Raw genomic sequence first — 22,279 nt, forward strand, 5'->3', positions numbered from 1 at the left:
CAGAAGACAAGCAGAACCCCGACTTTGGCAGCCTCCCGTACCTGAACGGTGGGCTATTCGCCAAGAATCCTGTTGAAGAGGACTTCCCGGATGCGAAGCTTGGTGCGTCTGCTGAGGAGACGAACGAACTCTTCGATGACATCCTGGATTTCCTATCCGGATGGAACTGGAACGTGGACGAGCGGCTGGACATCGTTGACCCAAAGAACCTCTCACCCGCGATTCTCGGGCACATCTTCGAGCAGACGGTCAACCAGAAAGAGATGGGCGCATACTACACGCCCGAAGAGATCACCGGCTTCATGTCACGCCGGACAGTCCACCCGTACCTGCTTGATCAACTCAACGACGCTGTTGATGCCGAATACGACGAAATTGACGACGTGTTCGGATTCCCTGGTGTAGAAGCCAGCAGTGGTGAACAGGCGGTCGCCGATGGCGGAACGATGACCCGCCAGGTCCCCACTGAGAACGTGGAGACAGACCACGTCGAAACGCTTTACCACGATGTTCTGAAGGAAGCGCACATCCTTGATCCGGCGGTCGGTAGTGGTGCGTTTCTGCTCGCTTCGCAGGACGTGCTAGTGGACATCTACATGCAGTGCATCGAGTACTTCCAGCAACTCGAACAGGAAGGCAAAGGCTGGGAACTGGACTCTCGTACCCGGGACGAACTGGAGGAGATCAAAGAAGGACAGGGTGGGGCGTCGCTGTACGCGAAGCGCACCGTGATTTTGAACAACCTGTACGGAGTGGATATCGATGAAGGCGCGGTCGAAATCTGCAAGCTCCGCCTCTGGTTGTCGATGGTCGCGGACATCGAGGATGAGCCCAGTGAAGTTGAACCTCTACCGAACATCGACTTCAACATCCGCCAAGGGAACAGCCTGATTGGGTTTACAGATCTGATCGAAACGAGCGAAGGTGGAGACGCAAAGCTATCGAACTTCGGTGGGGGGATTGGCGATAGCGTCCGTGAGAAGTACGAGCAAATCATCGAGGCCACGCAGAATCATAAGCAGGCGGAGACTAGCAAGGAAGCTGCCAACTGGCGACGAATCGCAGAAGAGCGGATAGAACAGTATCGTAGCGACTTGAACGAGAAGATTGTTGAACGGTTCCATCAAGCGGGAGCCGATGGTGTTTCGATGAACGATGTTGAGCGGTACTCGCCATTCCACTGGGTATTGGAGTTCGCCGAAGTCTACTCGCAGGGAGGGTTCAACATCATCATCGGAAACCCCCCGTGGGATGTGCTTACTCCGAACCGCGAGGAATTTTTCTCCCGGTACGACGAGGTGTTCCGGACACGAACGCAAAACGAGAAGGACGAAATCCAAGAGGAACTCCTTGAACGACCTGATGTAGAAAAAGGGTGGAAAGAGTATCAGAATGACTTCGAACTCCGCGCACAATATTACAACAATAGCCCGGACTACACGCTACAAAAGCCCAAAGTAGCGGGAAAAACCGTTGGTAACAACCAGAATGATTTGTCTGCCCTCTTCTTCGAGCGTGCATTCAAATTGGCCCAAGACGACACCCGTGTTGCCCAAATCCTTCCGGGAGTCCTATTCAACGGGTCCACGCAGAAAGACCTCCGAACCCATCTCATCGAATCGACAACGGTTGACTCAATCGTTGGGTTCGAGAACAACGGTATCTTTGACGATCTCCACCAGCAGTACAAGTTTGGTGTTGTCTCGTTTAAAAACTCAGGGCAAACAGACAGTCTTCGTGGAATTTTCCAACAGAAGTCTGTTGACGTGCTTACAAACTTCGATGAAAAGGTAGCAGACATCCCCGCAGAGGTTCTACTTGAATTCTCACCGGAAGCGCGAGTGTTCCCCTACATTACGTCTCAACAGGAAGTGAGCGTTCTCTCGAAAATACTCAATCACCCGTCAATCGGTGAGGATATAGATGGAGCCTGGAAGATAGAGCCGCATACAGAACTCCACTCGTCAAAGGACTCAGAGTATTTCATCGAACAGGAGTCGGAAGCCGATTACCCGATTTATCAAGGTAAGAATATCTACCAGTTCGCTCACGATGATACCTTCATCGACGTAAAGAATCCTGAACTATTCGGCGTAGACAAGGGGTCGGACAAACAGCCTTCTGCCAAGACCCGGCTTCGCAACAAAGGCTACAGAAACCTCAAACGGGAACTCTACTACGCTCTTAACGGAGACAAAACCAGTAAGTCTCAAAAGGCATTCGTCAATGAGACTCTCGAAGACACCCGCGGTGAGCCTCTGTCGGAGGACGATGTTCGTCTCGATAGCAACGAAGAACGTATCGTGTTTAGACAGGTAACAAATTCAACAAATGAACGTACTATGGTTGCATCTCTCCTACCGAAGAATACTCTCTGTGTAGATACCCTAACCACCGTGAAGCCCCAGACAGTTGGTCCCTCTCAGAATGACCTGGAAAAGTCTCCTCTTCATGGAGTCTACAAGCGGCGGTTCACCGACCGCGAGCTCCTAGTTGCATTAGGGCTGCTCAACAGCATTCCATTTGACTTCCTTATGCGGACGAAGGTAGACTCCCATATTGTGATGTATAAGTTGAACGAGTCGCAGATGCCCCGCTTAACGGACGGTGACGACTGGTTTAACTACATCGCGGAACGTGCCGCACGTCTCAATTGTTACGGTGATTCGTTCAAAGAGATGAGGGAGCGGCTTGGTGGTATCTCTCCTGCGACTACTGAGGACGAGCGCAAGAAAATTCAAACAGAGATTGACGCTGCCACGTTCCATGCTTATGGTCTCAATCGGCAAGATACTGAATTCGTTCTTAATGATTTCTACAAAGTATCAAACCCCCGTACCATGACGGACAACTACTTCAAGTCGGTTCTAGAGAAATACGAAAAGTTGGCAGAAGAAGGCCCCTTCAAGTAGGGGAAATATAGAACATCCCTCCTTCCTCGATCTGTTATTACACCCCCAGTACGCCCCAGCACATCAACCGGGCTTGCACCTCACTTTCACCGACCAACTTAGCCTGGTACTCCGTCGATTCCTCCACGTTCTCTTCCAGGAACGTTTCTAACTCTTCTAAGAATTCCACCGGTGGCCAATCTGGGAACGAATCGTACTGGTCGTTATGCCGGAAGGTCTCCCGGAGGATACGATCTTCGTCAGTGTTAGCTAACTTCACGTCCTGTAGGCGCTCTCGGAGGTCTTCGGCCCATTCATCGAGTGTTTCGTGTTCGTCTACAGGAGCAGCCATCTCACCGTGGTTCGGTTGTACGTAGTGTGCGATGAAGTCCAGAATCGTTTCCTGCTCTTTCGAGAAGGAGTCTCCCTGTTTGAATGCACCCTCAACTTGCCCCTCTCGAATCGCTTCCAGACGGTCGTCAAGTACCTCTTGGATTGCCTCCCGGTTGGAGAGCACGTTGTCGGCATTCCCCGTGATCGGTTCTCCGCTCACCTCTGGGTCGATTTTGAGGGTGCCGACCGGACGTTCCTTGACTTCGTCGCTGAACGGCTTGTAGTAGAAGGCCCGCCGCACACGGCCTAGTGGTGATTCGTGGTCGTCGTCATCGAACCAGAGGTGTGCAAGCCCAAACACGCCTGGACGCGGGCCGGAATCATGGTCGGTGATATTCGTGTACAGGCGTTCGCGTTCCTCTGGGGATTCCTCAAAGTAGTCTGCGGCGTACTCGAAGTCGTCTTCTGAGAGCCCGAACTCCTCGTTCAACTCCTTCTTGAGCAGGAACCGCTCGTACGCGGCGTGCTCGTTACTCCCTGCATTTCGAAGGAGTGGGTTCTTACTCGTGTCATCGAGTTCGTTCACGTCTTCGATCTCTCGTGATTTCTGTAGCGAGTCTTCAATCTCGTCCACCTGCAACTCGCCAATCGTCTTCTCTGTCTCTACACCGGTCTTCTCCAGAATCTGATCTTCGTTCGGGTCCAGGATGTTGTTCTCTTTCCCGACGATGAGTGCGATGTCGTTGATCTTCGCTTGTAGCCGCTTCAGGAGTTTAATCGCGGCTTCGATGTCTCCGTCAGGGTAGAAGTTGTGGACGTACTTCTCTTCGGTACTCCCGATCCGGTCGATCCGGCCCACCCGCTGAACGATACGCATGGGATTCCATGGTAAATCGAATGACACTTGGACTGAGACATCCTGAAGATTGACTCCCTCCGATAATGTGTCAGTTGCTATAACATACTGCAGTTCGGATTCCCCGGATTCAGCCAGCGTTTGCTGGTACCCCGAGGCTTCCGGTGCGAACCGCTGAATAACGTCTTGCTTGTTTTCGTCACCGCCTTTGACAACGGCACTATTCGCTTCTGTGAGGGGCGAGTTAGGATCGTTGAGAAGTGTTCGATAGACGTAATCCGCCGTAGCACGGTACTGAGTAAAGACGAGAACCTTCTCGTCATCATACCCATTCAGGACGTCTGCGAGCCGCTCAACCTTCGGGTCACGGAACTCTCGTAACGAGAACACCGCCTCGTAGAACTCCCGCGTCGCCTCATCAATATCACTCAGGTCACTTCGCGGGTAGAGAATTGGATTCAGCTCCTCTTCGGGAACGTCTGGGAGAACACCGGCATTATGATCGTGAAGCCATTGTCGTGTAGACACGGCCCGGTCGCTCACATCGCCAGAGTCCTGAGCAATATCGCCGATGAACTGCGACAGGAAGTACGCTAACAGCGTCAAATCCTCCCGGATGTACGTCTTCACCTCACCAATTGTCGCATCCGCCAATTCGTCCGGACTATCACTCTCCGTATCTTCGTCGGCACGAACTGCGGTCGCATCGAACCCGAACTCTTCCAGCGTCTGTTCAAGATCCTCGGCGGCATCATCTCCTTCTACAAAGTCATCGAGCGTCTCCGATTCTTCGTCGTCTTGAGCAGCACGCAGTACATCGATCTGCTCATCTTCTGGAAGGCCATCGAGAAGGCCGAGAAGTTGCCGTTCACTCCGGTGTAACGTTTCGATGGACTGCACAAACGCATATGTCGAAGATTCCAACCGCTTCAGCAGATTCAGCTTATACAGCGCCTTCAGCGTCCCCCCAGCTTTCGGGTTCTTCACCGTAATATGCGGAAGGTGGAGTGCGTCCATCACGTCTGGCAGCATCCCGTATACTGGCTGGTATGCCGCCGGGAGCGAGTACTGCTCCTTGCTGAGTTTTGGCGGCTTGAAACTCATCTCGAAGTCCTCCTCATCCTGAATTTGGTCTTTGACGTGCTTCCGTGTCCGGAGCACCATCACCTCATTCAGGATCTTCGAGATCTCCTCCGAATGCCGCTGGAGCTGTTCGGTGATCTTCCGCTGCTCCTCTTCGGTGGCCTCCTCCTTCCCCGCAGCGATCTGCTTCCGCGTCTCTGACAACTCAATGTATTCCTCGAAGGCATCGAAGTCCAGCGATGCCTTGTTCCGTAGTTCCTCGGGGCTGGTGAACAGGCTGATGAGGTTCTCCAAGTCGGTCGCAGAGTTGTTGATCGGTGTCGCCGTCAGCATTATCATCGTCTTCCCACGGAGTTGCCGCAGGTTCGCGTGCCGACGCGTTCCTTTGTAGTCGTCTTCGTCGTCGGGGTTCGGCCGCCACTTCCCGTGGTTCCGGAAGCGATGAGCTTCGTCGATTAGGACGACGTCGAATGCGTCTTTGAGGTTCTGAACCTCATCGTACGTGAGGTTCTGGAACTTGCTGATGCTCATCACGTCCAGGTGTGTTCCATCGATTTCGAGCCCGAAGTATGGGTTCCCGTCTTCGTCGGTGTCGTCTTGGAGGAGGTCTTCCCACTGTTCGGTGAGGTTCGCAGGGACGATGAGGAGACAATGATCTCCGCGTTGGCGGTAGTCATGCAGGAGTTCACCGCCGATGAAGGACTTCCCGAGGCCGACCGAGTCGGAGATGATGCAGCCGTTGAACCGAGAGAGTTTCTCCTTCGCGCTCTCGTAGCCGAGTGTCTGGAAGTAGTACAGCGGGCTGTCGCGGATGTTGACGTTTCCGCTTAGTTCGTCGTACGCAAGGAGTTTGTACAACTCGAACGGCTCGATGTACGTCCCCAAGTTATCAGGCGTGTCTTCATCATCCGGCTCGTCTTCTTGTTGGTCCTGCCAATCTTGGTACTTCTCACTATTCTCGATGATCCGGATGATCTCTTCGCTGAAGTCCTCAGCATTCGCCCACTGGTTATCGTACCAGTCTTCGAATGCCTCAGCTTCAGGCCGGTCCTGGCTTGTGAGATTCAGTTCGATGTTGTTCCGGTGACCACTTGCGGTGAAGTTTGAGGATCCAACGATTGTCGCACACGGACGCGTGTCTGTATCGTTGTCAGTTTCCCAGTCGTCATCGTCGTTTGGTGCTCGGAATGATGCTCCTTTGGCGTGGAAATAGCCGTTTTCTGGATTTCGCACACGGACGCTAACCTTGTCTTCGGCTATGAAGTCTCGCAGCCGATCCAACCGGTCTAGCTGTGCGTTGTTGAGCTCCTCAATGCTCTCTTCGACCTCGTCTCTGAGTTCGTCGCGTAGACTCTGTCCTTCCCCGATCTCATCTGCTGTGCTGCGGTTCGTTTGCCGCCCCATCAGGATGCGGATTGGGGCGTGACCAAGTTCGGCTGGGTCAGCGAGCTGTTCGAGGTCTTCGCGGTACAAGTCGAAGCCAGAGAGGTAGAAGTAGCCGGTGGCGATACGTGCCTCTTCGATTTGTGGGATAATTTTCTTGTAGACGTCCTCGACCGTCCGATTAGCGTTATCGACAAGCGGAGGGAGAGAAAGCATCTTGTTACCGAATGTACCCAACACGCTAACTTAGTGTTTAGCTATACCTTGCCGTTCAGTCCTGTATTTTACCCAGGGTGATCTGAGGGCAGGACGAACTTCGCAGGGGATAGAGCGGTGTTGCTAAGTGAGTCTGCTGACTTTTCAAAGAGTAGAATATGACGGAGCTTATCGAGGATCTTCCGGGGGATTGGGAACGGTACCGTGTCTCGGAAGACCCGAATCCGACCTACACTTACCGCCACCAGTACTTGGACGTCGAGGTTAGCGTACTTGCGATGGATGCGGAGGAGATTGACCCTGAACTGGATGCAGAATACAGCTACAGTATTAGTCTTCGGTGGGCAGCTGATTTGGTCGGCGTGGTTGAGGACTTCTTCGATGGCCCAGGAGAGATAACAACCCGAGGTGACGCTAGGGACTGGACACTAGCGTTACTGACGCAGATTGAACAACAATTCGAACCCGGAGATACAGACTACGTTTCCCGGGCTATGAGCGCCACAATGGGTCAGCAGACAACTGGAGAATCATCTAGTCGGGTCTCCGACGCTGAGACCTGCCCTGCCTGTGATGCGCCCTTCTTCCAATTCCGCGGGATGGATACCTACGAGCAGGCTCAGAACCACTTTGCCTATATGGATGATGAAGAGCACGAGGGGTGGGATGTTTCGCTCGAAGAGCGACCATAGTCACGCGTTTGATTAGCACTTTGTACTAACTTACCAACTGCTCGCCGCAGATTAGTTTCACTGTGGTTCGATGACCTATATGGGGTTGCTCGTTCTTGTCCCGGGTAGAGGGTGGTTCAACCCCTCTGTCACACGCTCCCAAGAACCCGGCCTTCACCCGTAGAAGGCTGTATTCCCTCTTTGGTATGCCCCACACTATGAGCTCTCAAGATCCTCGACTTGGAGGGTGTCCACGCTGCGGTGAAGAGATACACCACCGCCACGTCTTGATTGAGTACGAGATGGGAGATGATCCACGATACTGGGCAGAGTGTCCAGGCTGCGGAGACGTTGTAGATCCCGACATATGATACGTCTCTTCAAGCACGTACTCCGCTCGTCAGATTCCCCTGATCCTATAGTGGAGTGCAGACGGTGTGGCACGACTCTGGAGTCCACAGATGTGGATCACTGTCCCGCGTGTGGCAGTTCTGAGGTGGCGAGTTATCGGCTGTGATCTGTTACCTCGTCTGGAAATCGCTGCTGGAACCTTCGTTGTCGCTGAAAACGAGTCGCACGCATCAACGCGGTCATTCTTGGGATGTTGTGTGGAACGTCGTTCCGGCATCGAAGCTTGTGAGGTCGTCAATCCGAGCTTCCAACTCCTCGATTTCCTGCTGAAGCTCTTCGGTGTTCTCGTCCGTGGCAGCAAGCTGGTCTTTCAGCCCTTGTAGCCGGGACTGCTTGGTTTCCTCGTCCACCTCAGCTTTCCGGACATATTCACTCTCCGTGATGTCGTACACGTCAGATTCAGCGAGTTCGGTTACTTCCAATGCTTCATCGACTTTACTGGCATCCACGGTCGTCACACGCTCACGGTCAATCCCCGCGTCTTCTAACAGAGTAAGTACTTCCTCGTCGTCTTTGAGAGCTCGATTCCGGCGTGATGTGCGCTGCACTGAGCCGTATTGGCCGCTGACTGGCTGGTCATGATGGAGCCGATCAAGCAGTACGGCACGTACCTCTTGCCGGAGATCGTTGGCATTCCGCTGGACATCTGAAAGTAACGTGTAGAGGTTCACCAGTGCAGGCGTCTCTGTCGCTTCGAGGTCGGTCGGGTCGTAGCGTTCAAGCGCGTCAATCAGGAGGAGTGCGTCGGCGTAGACTGGAATGTCCGGTTCTTCTCGGTCAGACGTGTCACTAGCCACCTCGTGGGCCTCAACAAGTGGGGAGCTCGTTGGCATCTCTGTTTCTGTCAGCGTCCCATCTCGGTCATCGAGTTCGAACCGGGGATGCAGACTTACGACGGTCGCGTATGGTTCGGCGTCTGCTGGCAGTCGGTCCAACTCGAAGCCAGCGTGGGAGTCTTGTACACGTTGGAATAGTGTTTCAAACTGGTCGCGCTGGAGTGGAGTGGTTCCGTCGTCATCTCGATACGTGATGAGAATCCGGTGTTCCTGTACGTCGGTCAGACGAAAGGGTTTGTGCGATAGTGGCGTGAGAAGTGTCGCATCAGACGGTAACTCCTCAGCGTGATCGAGAAGCGTGTGCCAACGTGCGCTGAACGGCATACGTAGTCTTCATCAGCACGGGCCAAAAGCTCCCGGACGCCTGACGCACTCTTTGAGGGTGTCATAGAAGACTTCTCACACGTAATGAATCGCTCATTACAGGGTCCACACAGGCCGCCACGAGTGACAACCTATCTGTGATCTATTAATATCTCGGTGAAACATGCAGAGGGTGTAGTCAGCACTCAGTTTCTGTTGGTTCACACTGTCTGCTTTGAACCAACTGCTCACTAAGCGAGCGTACCTCGGATTTTGAATTTCGGCGTTACCGGTAAGTTGTTGGAAAACTAAGTCCATCTATGGGGCTATCCTGTTCACAGTGTGACCACGAATTCGATGAACAAGAAGAATTCCAGGCGTTGATTTCTGGCCGCTGTCCAGCTTGTGGAAGTGAATTAGGTCTAGCTGATCAACATGAGCAATATCTTGACCAAGGGAACACCCCATTTAGCTACGACCCCAATCAGGACTTCAAAACGGAGCAGTAAGTAGACACTCTGTACTGACTGGGCTGGACTGCCTCAAACAGACCGAGTCGTTGTGCAAGACTTGCGGTATCCATCTTACACAAACCCAGCTGACAAAGATAGGATATAGCGATCATACCGTGCGTGACTCAGGGTAGCGTTTATTAGTGCTTTCTTTGATTGTAATCAGTATGCTTGTACACCCAATTGCAGAGCCGCCAATTCCTGCTCGACGAGTACCTGACAATTTTCCTGAGGGGCTCCCAGAGATACCGCCAACATACGAGGAAACTTGCCAGTTATTGGAACTTTGGGATAATCTCACAGGTATCGCACGATTAAGATCGGAGCAATGGGAGGACGAGAAAAGGTGCGAATATATGGTCTGGATGTTAGATGATGGACGCCAGTTCAGAGTTATGTGGGATGATGAAGATGGCGAGTTCGAGATAGATGTCAGACGGGGGCTTCCACGATGACGTGACTAACAATTCAATAGTCCCCCGTTTTTGCGTGTACTGGCCGACCCTATTCCACTGAATGTGGGGTGACTCTGTACAAGATACGCGCCCTGTATCTTGCATACCAGTACAAATATCATATCAATCTGTAATTTTCCGCAGCGGTCAGTCTGCACGGTCGTTGTACCAGATGATTCAGGGGGATGAGGGCGGGAACACGAGTGACGACTTATCATAGAAGTCGGAAGTGAACCCTTGTTTTCACCCCGGTCTCGGCCCGATTACTCCCTGAACCTCGGGTATTTTCTGTAAGGTTGTTATAGAAGGTTGCATGCGATTAGAAGCCACGGCGAAGGAAGACGAGTTCAAGGTCTGGATGACCGACTCGGAACTCGAAGCGCTGCGGCGTGCTGCTGCGAGTCATCGGAACGATCTCATCATCCAACTGGGCGGCTACGTCGGTCTCCGCGCCTTCGAGATTCCCCAAATTTGCCCGAAGCACGTCAAGCGTACTGAGGACGGCGAGCACTACCGCCTCCGCATCCCTGAGGGGAAGGACACCAGCGGGAACGGCGGGAAGCCGCGCGACGCCTACCTGCCTGCTGACGTTGAGAGCGACCTACACCGCTTCCAGAACGCGGAAGACATCGGACGGCACGAACCGCTCGTAGACCTGTCTGAACGCAGTGTGCGCGACATCGTGAAGCGAACAGCACGCCGAGCTGCCGACGAGACCGGCGACGAAGACTTCCGATGCGTCAGCAGCCACGATCTCCGACGACGGTTTGCCCAACGACTTCTTGTGGATCGGCAGATGAATCCCCGCGTCGTGATGCAGGTTGGTGGGTGGGACTCGTTCCAGGCCATCGAACCGTATCTGAATGCACCGACACCTGATGTCGTGAACGATGCCTTCGAGGAGGCCGGTCTCGCATGAGCGAAGACGATGTCGATCCCGAGAACCCCCGCCCGGAAGGACACTACCCACGGTTTCGAGACAACGAGTGGCACTACGTTCCCGACGAGCTGTCTCAGACAATCTCCCTTGGTCCGGCCGGTGACGGTGAGGAGGGCCAAGACTGGGTTCTGACGTACACTCCCGAACGGCGCAACAAGGACGACCGCGAAAAGGTGATAGTCCGGCTGACGCCCCGAGCGCTGCACGAGCTGTACATCGAGACAAAGAACCTCTCAACTGACCAGCGGATGCACGGCCACAGCGCTGAATGTGATTTGTGCGGCAAGCAAGTTGATCTCGACAAGGCGATCCCGAACCCGCGCGGCGAGCCATGTCACAAACATTGCTGGGCGGAATACACAGGCGCACCCGAGTGGTTCGCTGACTACGTATGACCGATGAATCACCGGTGCTACAGCTGCACCACCCAGCCGATAATCGGTTCACGCTCCGATTCATCAGTGACGACAAGCAGGATCGGTCTGAGAAGGCGTCTCAGCTGTCAGAGCAGTCTGATATTGAGATGGCTATTGCTGACGAATCAGTCGGCGGTGAGACGATCTACCTCCTGTACACGCGGACGTTGTTCGATGCGGCGTATCCTGAGTTCGAGACCGAAGAAGATGTTATTGAGTGGTTTGATGCGGAGTTTTCTGAAGGCGATAAGCAGATTCTCTTTGCCATCATCGATATTTTCGACGGGATTCTCACAGAGAAGGAGGAACAAGGAGCGGACTTTGCCACGTACAAGAAGTTGGACTTGGAGAAGATCCCGGACGTGCTGAACCGGGTCGAGTGGCGACAGCTGGTTCCCGATGTAGGTGCCGAGTTACTCTCGTACTTTATTCTCGCTCATCCAATGCCAAACACGAATCACCGGACTGGAATTGGGCTGCTGGATCGGTATCTCACTTCCTATGATGAGGACTTCTCGATGCCGGAAACGGGTGAAGAAGGCCAGTGGTATCAGTGGGTTCGGGAGTTCATTTACGACTCAAAACGCATCCTTACGCTACGGAATCAGCTTCCGTTGTTGAAGTGGGCCCATCAGTACGGGTATGAACGCGTTGAGCGGAAAGAGGGTATCCAGATCAATCTCGTGGAGATTGATGTAGACCGAACTGATCACCGGAGCTACTACACAAATCGTCATCTCGACCGGTCCCGTGAGTTCGTTGAGACCGCTTTGTATGAGGCCGGTGCTACTCACTTGCAGGGAGAAACTGACGATGGAAAACGCGCGTTTGTTGATCGACTGCGAGGAGAGGAGTAGCTAATCAGGGAGGTTAGCGAGCTTACGCCCGATTTCATACGAGTCCTTGCTGAGCTGGGAGCGCTCTCCTGTCTGCTCTTCCAGGACTCGCTTGAACTCTTCAAACTCCATTTCTACTCTAAACTAGGCGCTGACGCCATATGAATGTGGTCATCACCTGCAAAACCGGTTCCCAGGTGACTTACTTGGTATGACCTCGCTCCTCCACTTCGGCGGCTTCGTCCTCATCCACCCTTCGTGCGGATACTTCGTGAAGCTTGGTACATCCTTCTCCAGGGCACCCCGTTAGGGAATCCGTTCTGAGTCGGTCTTCTTCTTCGTCGTAAATCCAACGTAGTGACCAACCGCAGTCTTGGCATTTGTATTCAAACAGTACGGGCATGGGTTACCTCCAGAGAGTGCTTGTCAGTCATTGCTGTGAGTTAGTGCCCGCCCGGGGATTCGAACCCAGAGCACGATCCTCTCCACGGCCTGCTGGCAGCCGGACCCCGACTGTCGCCGTTGGTGGGAGGGAGTTTCACGTGCCGCTCCAGCGACGGGTATGCTCCGGCGCGGACTCGAACCGCGCTACTCCAGACGGAGTCAGACCTCATTGTAGCCACCGTCGTCCGGGAACTCAGTCTGATTCGCCATTGCGTTCTTGACTGTGATGACTATCTACTTATTGTTTGTGCATTCTGCACATCCATTCTAAATGGTTAGAATAGGGTGTTAGAATGCGTATGGGTGGTTACTTTGCACATAGCTCGTGCACACTCAGCATACCCAAGCCGATGGACGAGAGTGATCTACGCCCCGCAGACAAGGCCATTCTTGACGTTCTAACAGAGGGACGTGCAACCAAGGGGCTGATCGTTGACGAGACCGGATACAGCCGCAATACTGTCTACAATCGTCTTGAGGTGCTCCAAGCTGCAGGTCACGTCAAACTCGTGCATGAGCCTACTCGATTATTCGAACTCGTCTCAGATCCCCGTGAAAGCGACTGACTCTGCCTATCGGTGCTTGTATTAACGCCGTTTAGGTGGAGGGAATGATTGTTTACAGGCGGTCGAAGTGAGTGCACCTAGGTTTGACTTCGACACGGTTCACCGGCCCCGAAATCTCATACGTTAGTACTAATTACTAACTGCATGGTTAACCAGATCAAGTCCTCCGGTGAAGACGGGCTCGCACTCCAAGTAACCAAACCTGCTCGATCTGCAGGACTCGTCGATGAAGACGACGAAGGAGAAGCAACGTCTCTCGCCAGGGTACGGGTATTTTCGTTCGATTCGCTCCTCCTGGTGGTCGGTCTGGACACTCTGTCAACAAAGCAGGTGACAGAACTCGTTGTCTCAGCAGCTCAAGACACGAAGAGTATCTATCGGGCAATGGACGCGACTGTACAGATCGCAGGTAATGGATATCAGGTCCAACTTCCACCAGCTGAAGACGCAGGTTTCCACGAAGGCGACCGTGCTCCTTGTCAGGGTGCGCCCGGCATCCTCCTCATCTCAAAGGACGGTGATTCCTCTGTAGGACGTGATGCAAGTCGTCTCGCTGATGACCTCGTCACAATCCGTCGTGAACAAGTAGTCTAAGCATCTGGTCAGATCCATAGTTTCTGTTCTCACTGCGTAGTCAGCAGAGCTGTAAGTGGAAATTGAGCCCGGTTTCGCGGATAGAGCCCTTGGGGTGATGCTGGGAAGATGGCCTTTCAGGAACGCTCGTTACGCCGATGCCGGCGATTCAGACGCATCCCCGAGTGACTTGGTCAACTCAACCTCGATTTTCACCGTGTCGTAGGGGACGAACGGCTGCTTCGCTCCCTCTTCTTCGCGGAAGTGCACGATGCGGTACTCGTTTAGGGTCTGGACGTCGTCGTAGACCTGCCGGATGTCACGGTCGAGGCGGTCGGCAAGGGACCGGATGCTGTCTGCGGGTGCGTCCATCAGGCTCTTCACCAGGTCCAAGCGGCGTGGTGTGAGGATGCGCTGGAGACGGCTGGCATCTTGGAAGTTCACCACGTGTGCAACGTCTTCGCCGTCCTCCCAGCGCGCGGCACGGTCCAGCGCGCTCTCCTTGTGCTCCTCGAACGGCTTCGACGTGATGCGAAGGGTCGAGGGGAATTCAACGTCCTCCGGGGGTTCGTGGGCGTGGTTAGGCGAATTCTTGCTCATGGATGGTTTCAACCTCGTCGAGGAATCGCTGGAGATGGGATCGAAGGTCCTCGAATTCGATTCCTTCGACCTCGCCACGGTAGTGTCGGTGATGGCGGCCGACGCCGTGGGCGTCATTTGCGTTGTCGTACCGGAGGAGTTCTTCGTCAGCTGGGCCGAGGTACTGGAAGCTGTATTTGAGTCCCTCCGGGAACTGATCGCTTTCAGGGACGTCCCAGGCGAGTGCTTCCCAGCGGTCACCGGCTGGGAATTCATCGTCGTCCTCGAAGATCTTCCTAGCTGGCATCCAAGCACCTGCGTTGTCCACATAGGACAACACACCCAACCCTCATAGCCGTTGTGGTAGAATAACATCACCACGATGCCGCAAGGATAGGCAGGCAGTATTATCGCGGTTCCTCGATCTCGGTCAACGCCGCGAAGACGCTGTTGCAACACGCGCCGTTCTCAGTGAATGCGTGGTACTCAAAGTCTGGCTCCCCAAGATACGTGAATGTCACCCACCCGTCTGAAAAATCGCTGATGTCATAGTACTCCTCGTCAAGCCACCGTCCAATCTCAAAGCCTTGCGTTATCTGCTCCTCCTGATACACTGCGAGCACCAAGACTACGTCGTCGTCAACTGCATCACGAGCGGGCCCAAACTTGTTTTTGAGTTTCCTATCAATCGAGTTCGTCGTTCGTGTTCCCATCCCCCACCCGAATCCCCCTTCCAATTCTGCGGCATAATCGGGTTTTGTAACTTCAATCCAGATATCCTGATCGTCGGTGGTGAGTCGAAGGTCAAAATCCTTCGAGTCACCGCCGTCAGAAAGAGTAGCGTTCATTGATACCTGCTCCGAACCGTACTTCTCCCGCAGGTAGTACAGAAGGTATACTTCGGCAAATACGGAATTGATTCGATCCACGTCACCCTTTCTGATTTCGTTCAGCCAATCCAACGTCGGGTCTGATTCAACGTCCACTGCGGTGAGGTACTTGTTTATTAGCTGGAGATCGGGACGTCTGAACTTCCCGAAAAGGTCCTCTCCATTAATCGGTGATTCTCCGAGTAGATCGTTGATGTTCGGATACCCACGCGGTGACGGGATTAGATGCTCGTGAGGGTACTTCGAATCTAACACGCGCTCGATACCGTACGCGTACAGCGTGTATGAGTAGTCTTCGACCGTTGCAGTCGGCTCACTGTCGCGGTGTACTTCGACTACCTCACACCCGAACCGGTGTTCGTACTCGGGTTCTGGTGCGTGAATATGAACGATGTCTCCGACGTCGTAAGGTTCGTCGGAAGGGTCGAACTCAGAAGTCAATTTGATATCCTACCTGAACTCCATCTATCTCACGGACTGTGCTCTGAATCCGTTTCGATGCCAAGCCGGGCTGCTAAGTCTTCCTCGTGTTCAATAGCGAGGGCAACGACGGCTTCCATGAAATCCGCGTGCTTCTCGATCCCTCCTTCACCGGCGACTTTCGACCGCCCATCCAGCTGCTCGTACAGTGAGTTCAACTGATTTGCTTTCGCCTCAGGGAGATACATCGGGACTTGACGGCGGTTCCGGGTTGAGTCCGGACTCGGATCTGGACCCGGTTTCTCACTGGAACTAGCCTCACTATCTGAATAACCCGTATTATCCGGGTTACTCGAATTATTCAGGTTACTTGTATCACTCGTGTTGTCCGTAGAGTCCGAGTCACCCTCATTATCTGGTCGCCGGTCGTCGAAACGCTGCCCGAGCTCGTCCTTTGGATCGCTCATGAGAGGTCCTCCACGTGTGCTGCGATTGCATCGTACTTATCGCGTAGTGCCTCTGCCTTGTCTGCGTCCCACGAATAACCCGCATCGTCCGGGTTATACGCGAACACCGATGTTCGGTACTCGATGGCGTGTTCAACGACAGCCCAGTCCGGAATCTCGAAGACGTAATCCTCACCGAACGTGCTGACAAACCAGTTCTGCATTTCACTACTCACACCATCACGGCCGACTTCGTTGAGAACAGCTGCGACGGTCGAGATGTTGACATCGTCGAACTTGTCCTCCAAGGTGTCGATCTCATCAAACAGGATTTCGAGAGAGTCTTTCGCAATCGTGTTCGCGTGACTCGGGAATAGAACGTTCTCAGCAGCAAGCAGCGCCCCGTCAGCGAGCGGTCCGAGGTTCGGTGGGGAGTCGATCACAACGTAGTCGTAGTCTACTGTGAGGCGGTCGAGTGCGAGTTTGAGGGCCTCAACCCCACGGGCTTCTGAGTACAGGTGCTTCTCCAGCCTGAAGTTTCGTAAATGGGATGGGACTATATCGAACTCATCACCGGAAATGATCAGCTCGTCAAGATCGTCCAAAGTGAGCTGCCCCATCTCAGAGAGGACATCGTAGAGCGCGTACTCGCCTTCCCGGTACTGTTCACGATGTCCGAGTTTGAGTGTGAGCCCGCCCTGGGGATCAGCATCAACAGCCAGGACGTCGTGACCTCTGTTGGCCAGAGCCCCGGCAAGATTGATGCTGGTCGTCGTTTTTCCCACTCCTCCTTTCTGCATTCCGACGTCGATCCTCACGCTACCACCTCTTGCATATTCCGTATAATACGGGTTTCACGGACCATTCGGGTGTTGCATGTATCTCGAATAATATAAAGCTCCGTCAGACAACGCCTGTTTCGCGTACGGAGACTCACCGATAACCTGTCCGCTTACCGGTACCGTTCTGGCGGGTAGAAGACGATGTGTACTGTCGATCCGAGGCTGTACCACGATTTCGGGAGCACAGACACTTCCAGACCCCATTCAGCGGCGAATTCGAACAGGTCGAACCACATGTTGTAGGGTGGTTCCTCGGCATCGAGGCGTTCGATGTTCCCTGGGTAGACATGCATGGAGTACACGGCTGGTTCGCCGTCATCGAGCCAGAGTGTCGCGTGATCACTTGCTGGCGGCTTGTGAGGCGGCCCCTCCGGATCATCATCGGCTTGTAAGGGTGAGTGAGGGCATTCGTCGTCGCCCGCGATAAGGCGGCGAATACAGGCCGTCTCAGCTGGCTCGTCTACGTCGAAGGCTTCGACGAACGCGTCGCGTTGGTATTCCCCCAGGATTGCGCCGAGTGCACGCCAGATATCGTTCCAGGCTGGGTCTTCAGGCTCGTGATCGAGGTAGTCGTTGATGGCTTCTCGCAGTTGCCGGTGCTCCTCCCACGATGGGACCGGCTCGTTCGGACCGGGTGTTGGACGATCGTCGGTCATTGCTCCCATCCTTCTCCAACAGCAGGGATGACGTTGTCGTAGAGATCGAACTTGTAGATTCCGTCGAGGTACGGCTCACGAACGTCGGATTCGAAGTCTTGGTACTGCCCCTCGATGTACACTGCGTCTTCGGTGTCCTCGTTCTGTTTGTTGTTGTCACCTCGAATCTCCTTTTTCCGGATCGAATCCGGGATGACGCCGTCGTGCAGACCGCTGTTTTCGGGGTTGTGTGCCGAGGAGAAGTAGTGTCGGCACTGGTGGTGCGTGACTTTCTGCTCGGTTTGCAGTCCGTTGTCCCAATGAATCGATCGCCAGTGTATCTCTCCACAGTCTATGCATTCGAATCGACGGCCGGTCTTCTCGCCCGACTTCAGATTCTCCTCAATGACTGCACCTCCACAGTCCGGGCATTCATCTAGACTCTCTTCAGCACTGAAATTCTGAATACTGTCGGAGAAACTGGTTCTAGCCCACATTCTTTGTCGAAGTGCGTTTTTCTGTATTCGTCTCACCTCGTTGCTGCCGCCGATTGCGAATAACGGATGAATATCTTTGTGATGAGTGGGGGGTCGTACGAGCAACCATTCGATGAGTGCTGTTTTCAACTCACTGTCGATCGGGATGATTGACCCGTCCTCTTGTTTGCGTTTGTTACCCACCTTACGAATCTCACCGTCGCCGCTGAATCCCGGTGTATCCTCGTTCGGTATCTCTGTGTCTTCATTGAATCCACCGTAGACCAGGATTGTGTCTGGTTTGTTTCTGATTCGTGGATCAAGCACCACCCCGTGCTGTTCGATTATTTCGTCGAACATCGGGTGGGCAATGTTCACACACCGCAAGTCAATATTGATTTGTTCACCTTTCCTAACACCGTTTTTTAAAGGGAGCAGCCACGCGGCCCGCGAGAACGGGTGGTCGAGCCATTGTAGAAAGTACTGAATTCGGGCGAGCGGGATGTATGGTCGGTCTACTTCCCTACTGTTGTTCTCGCGGAACTCTGAAAGTGGTTTTTTCACGGGGTTCCCGGCAATCGCCTTCTTTTCTTCGAGCATCTTGTAGAACTCATTTAAACCCGATAGTTTGTCCTGAATCGTTGTCGTGTTGATGTCATCAAGGGGTTTCAAGTGGTTGTCTCGGTAGTGTCTGACATCGTCTGCGACTGCGTCTCGAACTCCAACGATCTCGCCCGCCCCGTCATATTGGGGAGCGATTTCGGTGAGGAGGTATTTTTCAAACTCGTGAATATGATGCATTCTCTTCTGTAGATCATGTTCTGTGATGTCTCCTTTTCGCGTTTCCCGGTATTTTTTGATGGGGCGTTTCCGCCATTCGCGGTCTGCTTGGTTGCGGCGATGTTGTCGAGCCTGAGTTTGCTGCCGATCTGTATCGTACTCGTCTGTGTGGTTCTCGTCCGGCGTTTGTCTTTCAGTCATTTTTCACGTAGCCCTCCCCGAATGCTGACTTGATTTTCCCCTGGTCCCACAGCTGCTTCAGCACGGTCTCGATCAGTTCTTCTTGCTCTTCTTTTGTCCCGAATACTTCTTCGCGCAGCTCGTCAACCGTGGCTGCTCGGCTTTCATCACGTGGGAGTGCCGAGAGGATTTGCTGGCTCACGTCACCGTCGAGTGTTTTAATGTCGGTGCCGGGTCGTTCTGACCCATCGGTCTCCATCAGTTGATCTAGGAGTTGGAGGTCGAGTTTGCCTGCGTTGAACAGAAGTCGCCCGGCATTGATCCGCTGCCGGGAGTATTCTGATCGGGATAACCCGAGTTCGTCTGCTTCCTTATCGATTTCATCGATTAATTGATTCGGGGCGGTCCCGAGTCCTTTTCTTCCCATGTTTACCTTTTTTGTGGGCAGTAGTATAAAACTCCGGATAGTTGTTTGAACTCTAGCGACTTCACACACACTTTATTTATATACTCTTAAATAGGGCAAAATTGCAATTTGGAGACTCCATCATGTCAGAACTGGCCTAAGTGCATAGTTTTCGGTGCAAACATGGGTCAGAAGCACCTTACAACCCCATCCTAATCCTTTTCCCTGAGTGGTTGTGAATTATGAAGCAAGAATGGCAATGGACGAGCAGAACATCATTGAAAAGAAGATCAACAGAGATTCCGAGCGAAACCAAATCCTCGAACTAGACACTAGGGGCCGGGTCACGATCCCGTCGTCACTCCGGAGTCGGTACGGCATCGATCCAGAAGACGACAAAGAATACTGGATCGAGCTCTCCATCGACAGCATCGAAGTCCGAGAGCCTGCCAATAGAGGTGACGAGTAGAGCTGGCGCTGGTTGCGGTGAAGGGTCTGGGGCGTAGGGACGTTCCCTCTGGACTTCCGATTGGCCCCAGGGTCCGTGTCTCTTCCTTCACCATCGAGCGCATTAGGAGTTTCGTCCCCCGACGCGACTCGGAAGTAGATTCTCGTGGAAAGACTGATCTGAAGTCTACAAACACTGGAAACCCCACCCCATTACACAATCATTTAAGTCGGTCCGACTCACAAGATGAAGCAACAGCTAGGAAAACGCAACTCACCAGAAGAAGCGGGTGCTTGGACACCTCCTGCTTCTTCCCGAACCGGCTTAAGCGTTTGCCTTCGGAGAGCCGCTGCTCTGTCCCTCTCGCCACTAAGCCGGCAGGTCAGGCGTATCCCAGCTACCGCCAGAGATGCACATCCAAAACCACGCCCACCGCGATAGAAAACATCCCTAGTAACTCCACCACTACGCTATAGCCATGACTCACGAGCACAGTTCCAAACGACAATCCGGGTCCGAAGTTTCCAGGCCTCGTCCCGGATGTCGTTTTGAAGTATCGCTGAAGCGGACCAGCAGAGCCGGTCCTCGCCGTGGACGGAGCGGTATTATCGGGACGCTCCTGTTCATAGTGTGGACGCGAGGGTTCAAATTGGTTTCGGGACCCTCGCATTCTCCGGCTTCCACGCAGTCCGCACCTCTCCACGGACTGCATGCACACGCCTAATCAACAACAAGGAATCCGGAAGGTCGTTCCAGGAGGGAGTCTCTCTACTGCTGGAATCACCATCACCGAGGTCACCCCACAGGTAACGGAGTGGATACCTGATCTCCTCCATAACCTGCTCCCAAGTAGTGTTGAGTCTGTTCGAGGATTCATCCGCGAACAAAACCCCGGGGTGATCGCGCACGAACGATATAACACTGTCCTTCGTCGTCTTCAGGAGGATACCCTGGGGTTCAACCACCGAAGATGGCAATCTACAACGGATCGTTGGAGTGATGCAGAAGCTGAGGCGGTCGAGTATGTGAATTCGCTCGTCGAGTTCGCGGTCAAGTACCACGATGTAGACGAAGACGACCTTGACGAACTCTCAGGTTATCACCGGCAACGATACAAGTCGCTCAAAGACAGCCTCACCACAACCAGTACCGGGCGCGGCCCGCTTAATGCCGGACTTGAAGCCCTCGCCAAAGGACCCGTTCAACTCCATAGCGAACTTGATGACACACCCCAACCCATCACACTCGTACTTGATGGCAAGTCGTGGTCAACACTCGATGACCGTGGGACAGGAGTGCGGGCGCTCGCAGCTATCGCAGCTCTTGGCTCTGCCTTCGACGTCCGCCTAGTTATCTCACCAGCGTTAGACGCCGCGATTGAGCGACGATACCCAGACTGGTACGACGCCCATCTCCGTCTTACTGGCACCCGTGAGACGTCCACTACAGACCTACCGGGTGACGACGGGCAACCATCGCCGGATCAGCTCAAGGCGGCGTGGGAAGCAATACAGGATCTCCCAGAAGAATCAGGGCGACTTCGTCTACTGGGGAACCTCCCCGTTGACGGGACCCGAGATTATCGTGATCTCAAGCAGGATGACGAAATCGACGTGGAATCTGGAACTGTTGGCCGCTACATCCTCGACCTAGAAGAGCTCGGGCTCGTGGACATCGACCGGCGTGGACAATACAACAGTGCATCCCTCACGGACTTAGGTCAGGCTGCTGTTGAGCAGTACGTCACCCCGGACTACAGAGTGATTCACCCGGCCCAATCGACGTTGGAGACGCATCTTACGCCGACCCCTCAGCCCCAAGCAGGTACAGTGTATCCCGCGCAGGTGAACACGAGGGAAGGGGATCAACCTGGGACAGCAGAGGGTTGGTTAGCTGCAACAGGGACTCCTAGTGAAGGAGCAGACTACGTCCAATGGCTCAATGGGCCATCTGGTGTTCTCGATGCCTGGGGTATGCATCAGCGGTATCTTGCTGGACGTCGAGATCGGGGTGTTACCCTAGTTGATGACCGAATCGAGCGTTTTGAGGACGGTCGCGTGTCGTACCTCAGTTGCTTCGACGATGATCTCTTCGTGGCCACTCAGTGGGGTGGCCCCATCCCTACCCTGGGACGTCTTGCGGGAACCTTACTCAGCGACAAGGCACTAAGCAAGGTCCTCACGCCATCACGCCTTGGTTCCGAGTTCGAAGAAATCGATAACTCGGTTGTTGAGAAACTCGATAGAGAAGCCGGGGAAATCATCCGCTGGGGGCATCAGATCGGATGGTTTGGCGAAGACGAAGAAGACTATGACGGCTGGCGTGACCGTATTGGAACTGTCCGCAGTCTGTGTTTGAAACAGGTCGGTGAACTCACGAACAGCGACGACGTCGAAGCTCGAACTGAATTAATCCGTGATCTGCACGGACTTATTGCCTCAGCGACGCAGCT

At 53.8% G+C, this 22,279-nt stretch carries 19 protein-coding genes and 1 pseudogene; 10 read left to right on the top strand and 10 right to left on the bottom strand.

Annotated features, from left to right (window positions below; translation table 11 throughout):
• The coding region (locus ACFR9S_RS08045; protein ID WP_379818393.1) for an Eco57I restriction-modification methylase domain-containing protein at nucleotides 1-2,912 on the top strand (2,912 nt) is incomplete at its 5' end.
• Between the two features lie 37 nt (nucleotides 2,913-2,949).
• Here the strand turns inward: ACFR9S_RS08045 and ACFR9S_RS08050 are convergent.
• Complete coding sequence (locus ACFR9S_RS08050; protein ID WP_074880742.1) at nucleotides 2,950-6,762, bottom strand: helicase-related protein; 3,813 nt, start codon at nucleotides 6,760-6,762, stop codon at nucleotides 2,950-2,952.
• Nucleotides 6,763-6,920: 158 nt separating this feature from the next.
• Between ACFR9S_RS08050 and ACFR9S_RS08055 the strand changes: the two genes are divergently transcribed.
• On the top strand, nucleotides 6,921-7,454 hold the full coding sequence (locus ACFR9S_RS08055; protein ID WP_074880745.1) for a hypothetical protein: 534 nt from the start codon (nucleotides 6,921-6,923) through the stop codon (nucleotides 7,452-7,454).
• Between the two features lie 197 nt (nucleotides 7,455-7,651).
• Complete coding sequence (locus ACFR9S_RS16220) at nucleotides 7,652-7,804, top strand: DUF7837 family putative zinc-binding protein (protein WP_174654706.1); 153 nt, start codon at nucleotides 7,652-7,654, stop codon at nucleotides 7,802-7,804.
• Nucleotides 7,805-8,023: 219 nt separating this feature from the next.
• Here the strand turns inward: ACFR9S_RS16220 and ACFR9S_RS08060 are convergent, their stop codons facing one another.
• Nucleotides 8,024-9,004, bottom strand: coding sequence for a hypothetical protein (locus ACFR9S_RS08060; protein WP_074880748.1), 981 nt, complete (start codon nucleotides 9,002-9,004; stop codon nucleotides 8,024-8,026).
• 658 nt (nucleotides 9,005-9,662) lie between these two features.
• Here ACFR9S_RS08060 and ACFR9S_RS08065 point away from each other — a divergent pair.
• From ACFR9S_RS08065 to ACFR9S_RS08085, 5 genes are all read left to right on the top strand, one after another.
• Nucleotides 9,663-9,950, top strand: a complete 288-nt coding sequence (locus ACFR9S_RS08065; RefSeq protein WP_143077020.1) for a hypothetical protein — start codon at nucleotides 9,663-9,665, stop codon at nucleotides 9,948-9,950.
• A 313-nt stretch (nucleotides 9,951-10,263) separates the two neighbouring features.
• Nucleotides 10,264-10,869 (top strand): site-specific integrase, encoded by a 606-nt coding sequence (locus ACFR9S_RS08070; protein ID WP_074880695.1) that lies wholly within the window; start codon nucleotides 10,264-10,266, stop codon nucleotides 10,867-10,869.
• Entirely contained in the window at nucleotides 10,866-11,285 is a 420-nt protein-coding gene (locus ACFR9S_RS08075) for a hypothetical protein (protein ID WP_074880698.1), read from the top strand. The genes ACFR9S_RS08070 and ACFR9S_RS08075 overlap by 4 nt, the downstream gene beginning before the upstream one ends.
• Nucleotides 11,282-12,163, top strand: coding sequence for a hypothetical protein (locus ACFR9S_RS08080; RefSeq protein ID WP_143077017.1), 882 nt, complete (start codon nucleotides 11,282-11,284; stop codon nucleotides 12,161-12,163). The genes ACFR9S_RS08075 and ACFR9S_RS08080 overlap by 4 nt, the downstream gene beginning before the upstream one ends.
• A gap of 1,133 nt (nucleotides 12,164-13,296) precedes the next feature.
• A complete protein-coding gene (locus ACFR9S_RS08085) occupies nucleotides 13,297-13,746 on the top strand; it encodes a hypothetical protein (protein WP_074880704.1) in 450 nt (149 codons plus the stop codon).
• Between the two features lie 129 nt (nucleotides 13,747-13,875).
• Here ACFR9S_RS08085 and ACFR9S_RS08090 read toward each other — a convergent pair whose 3' ends face one another.
• The 8 genes from ACFR9S_RS08090 to ACFR9S_RS08125 form a co-directional block, all read right to left on the bottom strand.
• Entirely contained in the window at nucleotides 13,876-14,325 is a 450-nt protein-coding gene (locus ACFR9S_RS08090) for an HVO_A0114 family putative DNA-binding protein (RefSeq protein WP_074880706.1), read from the bottom strand.
• Nucleotides 14,306-14,611, bottom strand: coding sequence for a toxin-antitoxin system TumE family protein (locus ACFR9S_RS08095; RefSeq protein WP_074880709.1), 306 nt, complete (start codon nucleotides 14,609-14,611; stop codon nucleotides 14,306-14,308). The genes ACFR9S_RS08090 and ACFR9S_RS08095 overlap by 20 nt, the downstream gene beginning before the upstream one ends.
• Before the next feature lie 100 nt (nucleotides 14,612-14,711).
• Nucleotides 14,712-15,635: a hypothetical protein gene (locus tag ACFR9S_RS08100; RefSeq protein ID WP_074880712.1), complete on the bottom strand. Its 924-nt coding sequence runs from the start codon at nucleotides 15,633-15,635 to the stop codon at nucleotides 14,712-14,714.
• Nucleotides 15,636-15,664: 29 nt separating this feature from the next.
• Nucleotides 15,665-16,081, bottom strand: a complete 417-nt coding sequence (locus tag ACFR9S_RS08105) for a hypothetical protein (protein WP_143077018.1) — start codon at nucleotides 16,079-16,081, stop codon at nucleotides 15,665-15,667.
• Nucleotides 16,078-16,878, bottom strand: a complete 801-nt coding sequence (locus tag ACFR9S_RS08110; protein WP_079990227.1) for a ParA family protein — start codon at nucleotides 16,876-16,878, stop codon at nucleotides 16,078-16,080. The genes ACFR9S_RS08105 and ACFR9S_RS08110 overlap by 4 nt, the downstream gene beginning before the upstream one ends.
• A 134-nt stretch (nucleotides 16,879-17,012) precedes the next feature.
• On the bottom strand, nucleotides 17,013-17,558 hold the full coding sequence (locus tag ACFR9S_RS08115) for a hypothetical protein (RefSeq protein WP_074880717.1): 546 nt from the start codon (nucleotides 17,556-17,558) through the stop codon (nucleotides 17,013-17,015).
• Nucleotides 17,555-18,994, bottom strand: a complete 1,440-nt coding sequence (locus ACFR9S_RS08120; protein ID WP_143077019.1) for a hypothetical protein — start codon at nucleotides 18,992-18,994, stop codon at nucleotides 17,555-17,557. The genes ACFR9S_RS08115 and ACFR9S_RS08120 overlap by 4 nt, the downstream gene beginning before the upstream one ends.
• On the bottom strand, nucleotides 18,987-19,400 hold the full coding sequence (locus tag ACFR9S_RS08125; protein WP_074880722.1) for a hypothetical protein: 414 nt from the start codon (nucleotides 19,398-19,400) through the stop codon (nucleotides 18,987-18,989). Before ACFR9S_RS08125 ends, ACFR9S_RS08120 begins: the two co-directional genes overlap by 8 nt.
• A gap of 232 nt (nucleotides 19,401-19,632) precedes the next feature.
• Between ACFR9S_RS08125 and ACFR9S_RS08130 the strand changes: the two genes are divergently transcribed.
• Complete coding sequence (locus ACFR9S_RS08130) at nucleotides 19,633-19,848, top strand: division/cell wall cluster transcriptional repressor MraZ (RefSeq protein WP_074880725.1); 216 nt, start codon at nucleotides 19,633-19,635, stop codon at nucleotides 19,846-19,848.
• Between the two features lie 689 nt (nucleotides 19,849-20,537).
• Nucleotides 20,538-22,279, top strand: a pseudogene (locus tag ACFR9S_RS08135) (plasmid replication protein RepH); the annotation flags it as partial.

The sequence above is a fragment of the Halolamina salina genome (genome assembly GCF_042678005.1).
In the GTDB taxonomy this organism is placed as follows: domain Archaea; phylum Halobacteriota; class Halobacteria; order Halobacteriales; family Haloferacaceae; genus Halolamina; species Halolamina salina.

Bases quoted from the DNA above. Each gene is read 5' to 3' on its own strand.
- ACFR9S_RS08050 (WP_074880742.1), bottom strand. From the start codon at position 6,762: ATGCTTTCTCTCCCTCCGCTTGTCGATAACGCTAATCGGACGGTCGAG.
- ACFR9S_RS08055 (WP_074880745.1), top strand. From the start codon at position 6,921: ATGACGGAGCTTATCGAGGATCTTCCGGGGGATTGGGAACGGTACCGT.
- ACFR9S_RS16220 (WP_174654706.1), top strand. From the start codon at position 7,652: ATGAGCTCTCAAGATCCTCGACTTGGAGGGTGTCCACGCTGCGGTGAA.
- ACFR9S_RS08060 (WP_074880748.1), bottom strand. From the start codon at position 9,004: ATGCCGTTCAGCGCACGTTGGCACACGCTTCTCGATCACGCTGAGGAG.
- ACFR9S_RS08065 (WP_143077020.1), top strand. From the start codon at position 9,663: ATGCTTGTACACCCAATTGCAGAGCCGCCAATTCCTGCTCGACGAGTA.
- ACFR9S_RS08070 (WP_074880695.1), top strand. From the start codon at position 10,264: ATGCGATTAGAAGCCACGGCGAAGGAAGACGAGTTCAAGGTCTGGATG.
- ACFR9S_RS08075 (WP_074880698.1), top strand. From the start codon at position 10,866: ATGAGCGAAGACGATGTCGATCCCGAGAACCCCCGCCCGGAAGGACAC.
- ACFR9S_RS08080 (WP_143077017.1), top strand. From the start codon at position 11,282: ATGACCGATGAATCACCGGTGCTACAGCTGCACCACCCAGCCGATAAT.
- ACFR9S_RS08085 (WP_074880704.1), top strand. From the start codon at position 13,297: ATGGTTAACCAGATCAAGTCCTCCGGTGAAGACGGGCTCGCACTCCAA.
- ACFR9S_RS08090 (WP_074880706.1), bottom strand. From the start codon at position 14,325: ATGAGCAAGAATTCGCCTAACCACGCCCACGAACCCCCGGAGGACGTT.
- ACFR9S_RS08095 (WP_074880709.1), bottom strand. From the start codon at position 14,611: ATGCCAGCTAGGAAGATCTTCGAGGACGACGATGAATTCCCAGCCGGT.
- ACFR9S_RS08105 (WP_143077018.1), bottom strand. From the start codon at position 16,081: ATGAGCGATCCAAAGGACGAGCTCGGGCAGCGTTTCGACGACCGGCGA.
- ACFR9S_RS08115 (WP_074880717.1), bottom strand. From the start codon at position 17,558: ATGACCGACGATCGTCCAACACCCGGTCCGAACGAGCCGGTCCCATCG.
- ACFR9S_RS08120 (WP_143077019.1), bottom strand. From the start codon at position 18,994: ATGACTGAAAGACAAACGCCGGACGAGAACCACACAGACGAGTACGAT.
- ACFR9S_RS08125 (WP_074880722.1), bottom strand. From the start codon at position 19,400: ATGGGAAGAAAAGGACTCGGGACCGCCCCGAATCAATTAATCGATGAA.
- ACFR9S_RS08130 (WP_074880725.1), top strand. From the start codon at position 19,633: ATGGCAATGGACGAGCAGAACATCATTGAAAAGAAGATCAACAGAGAT.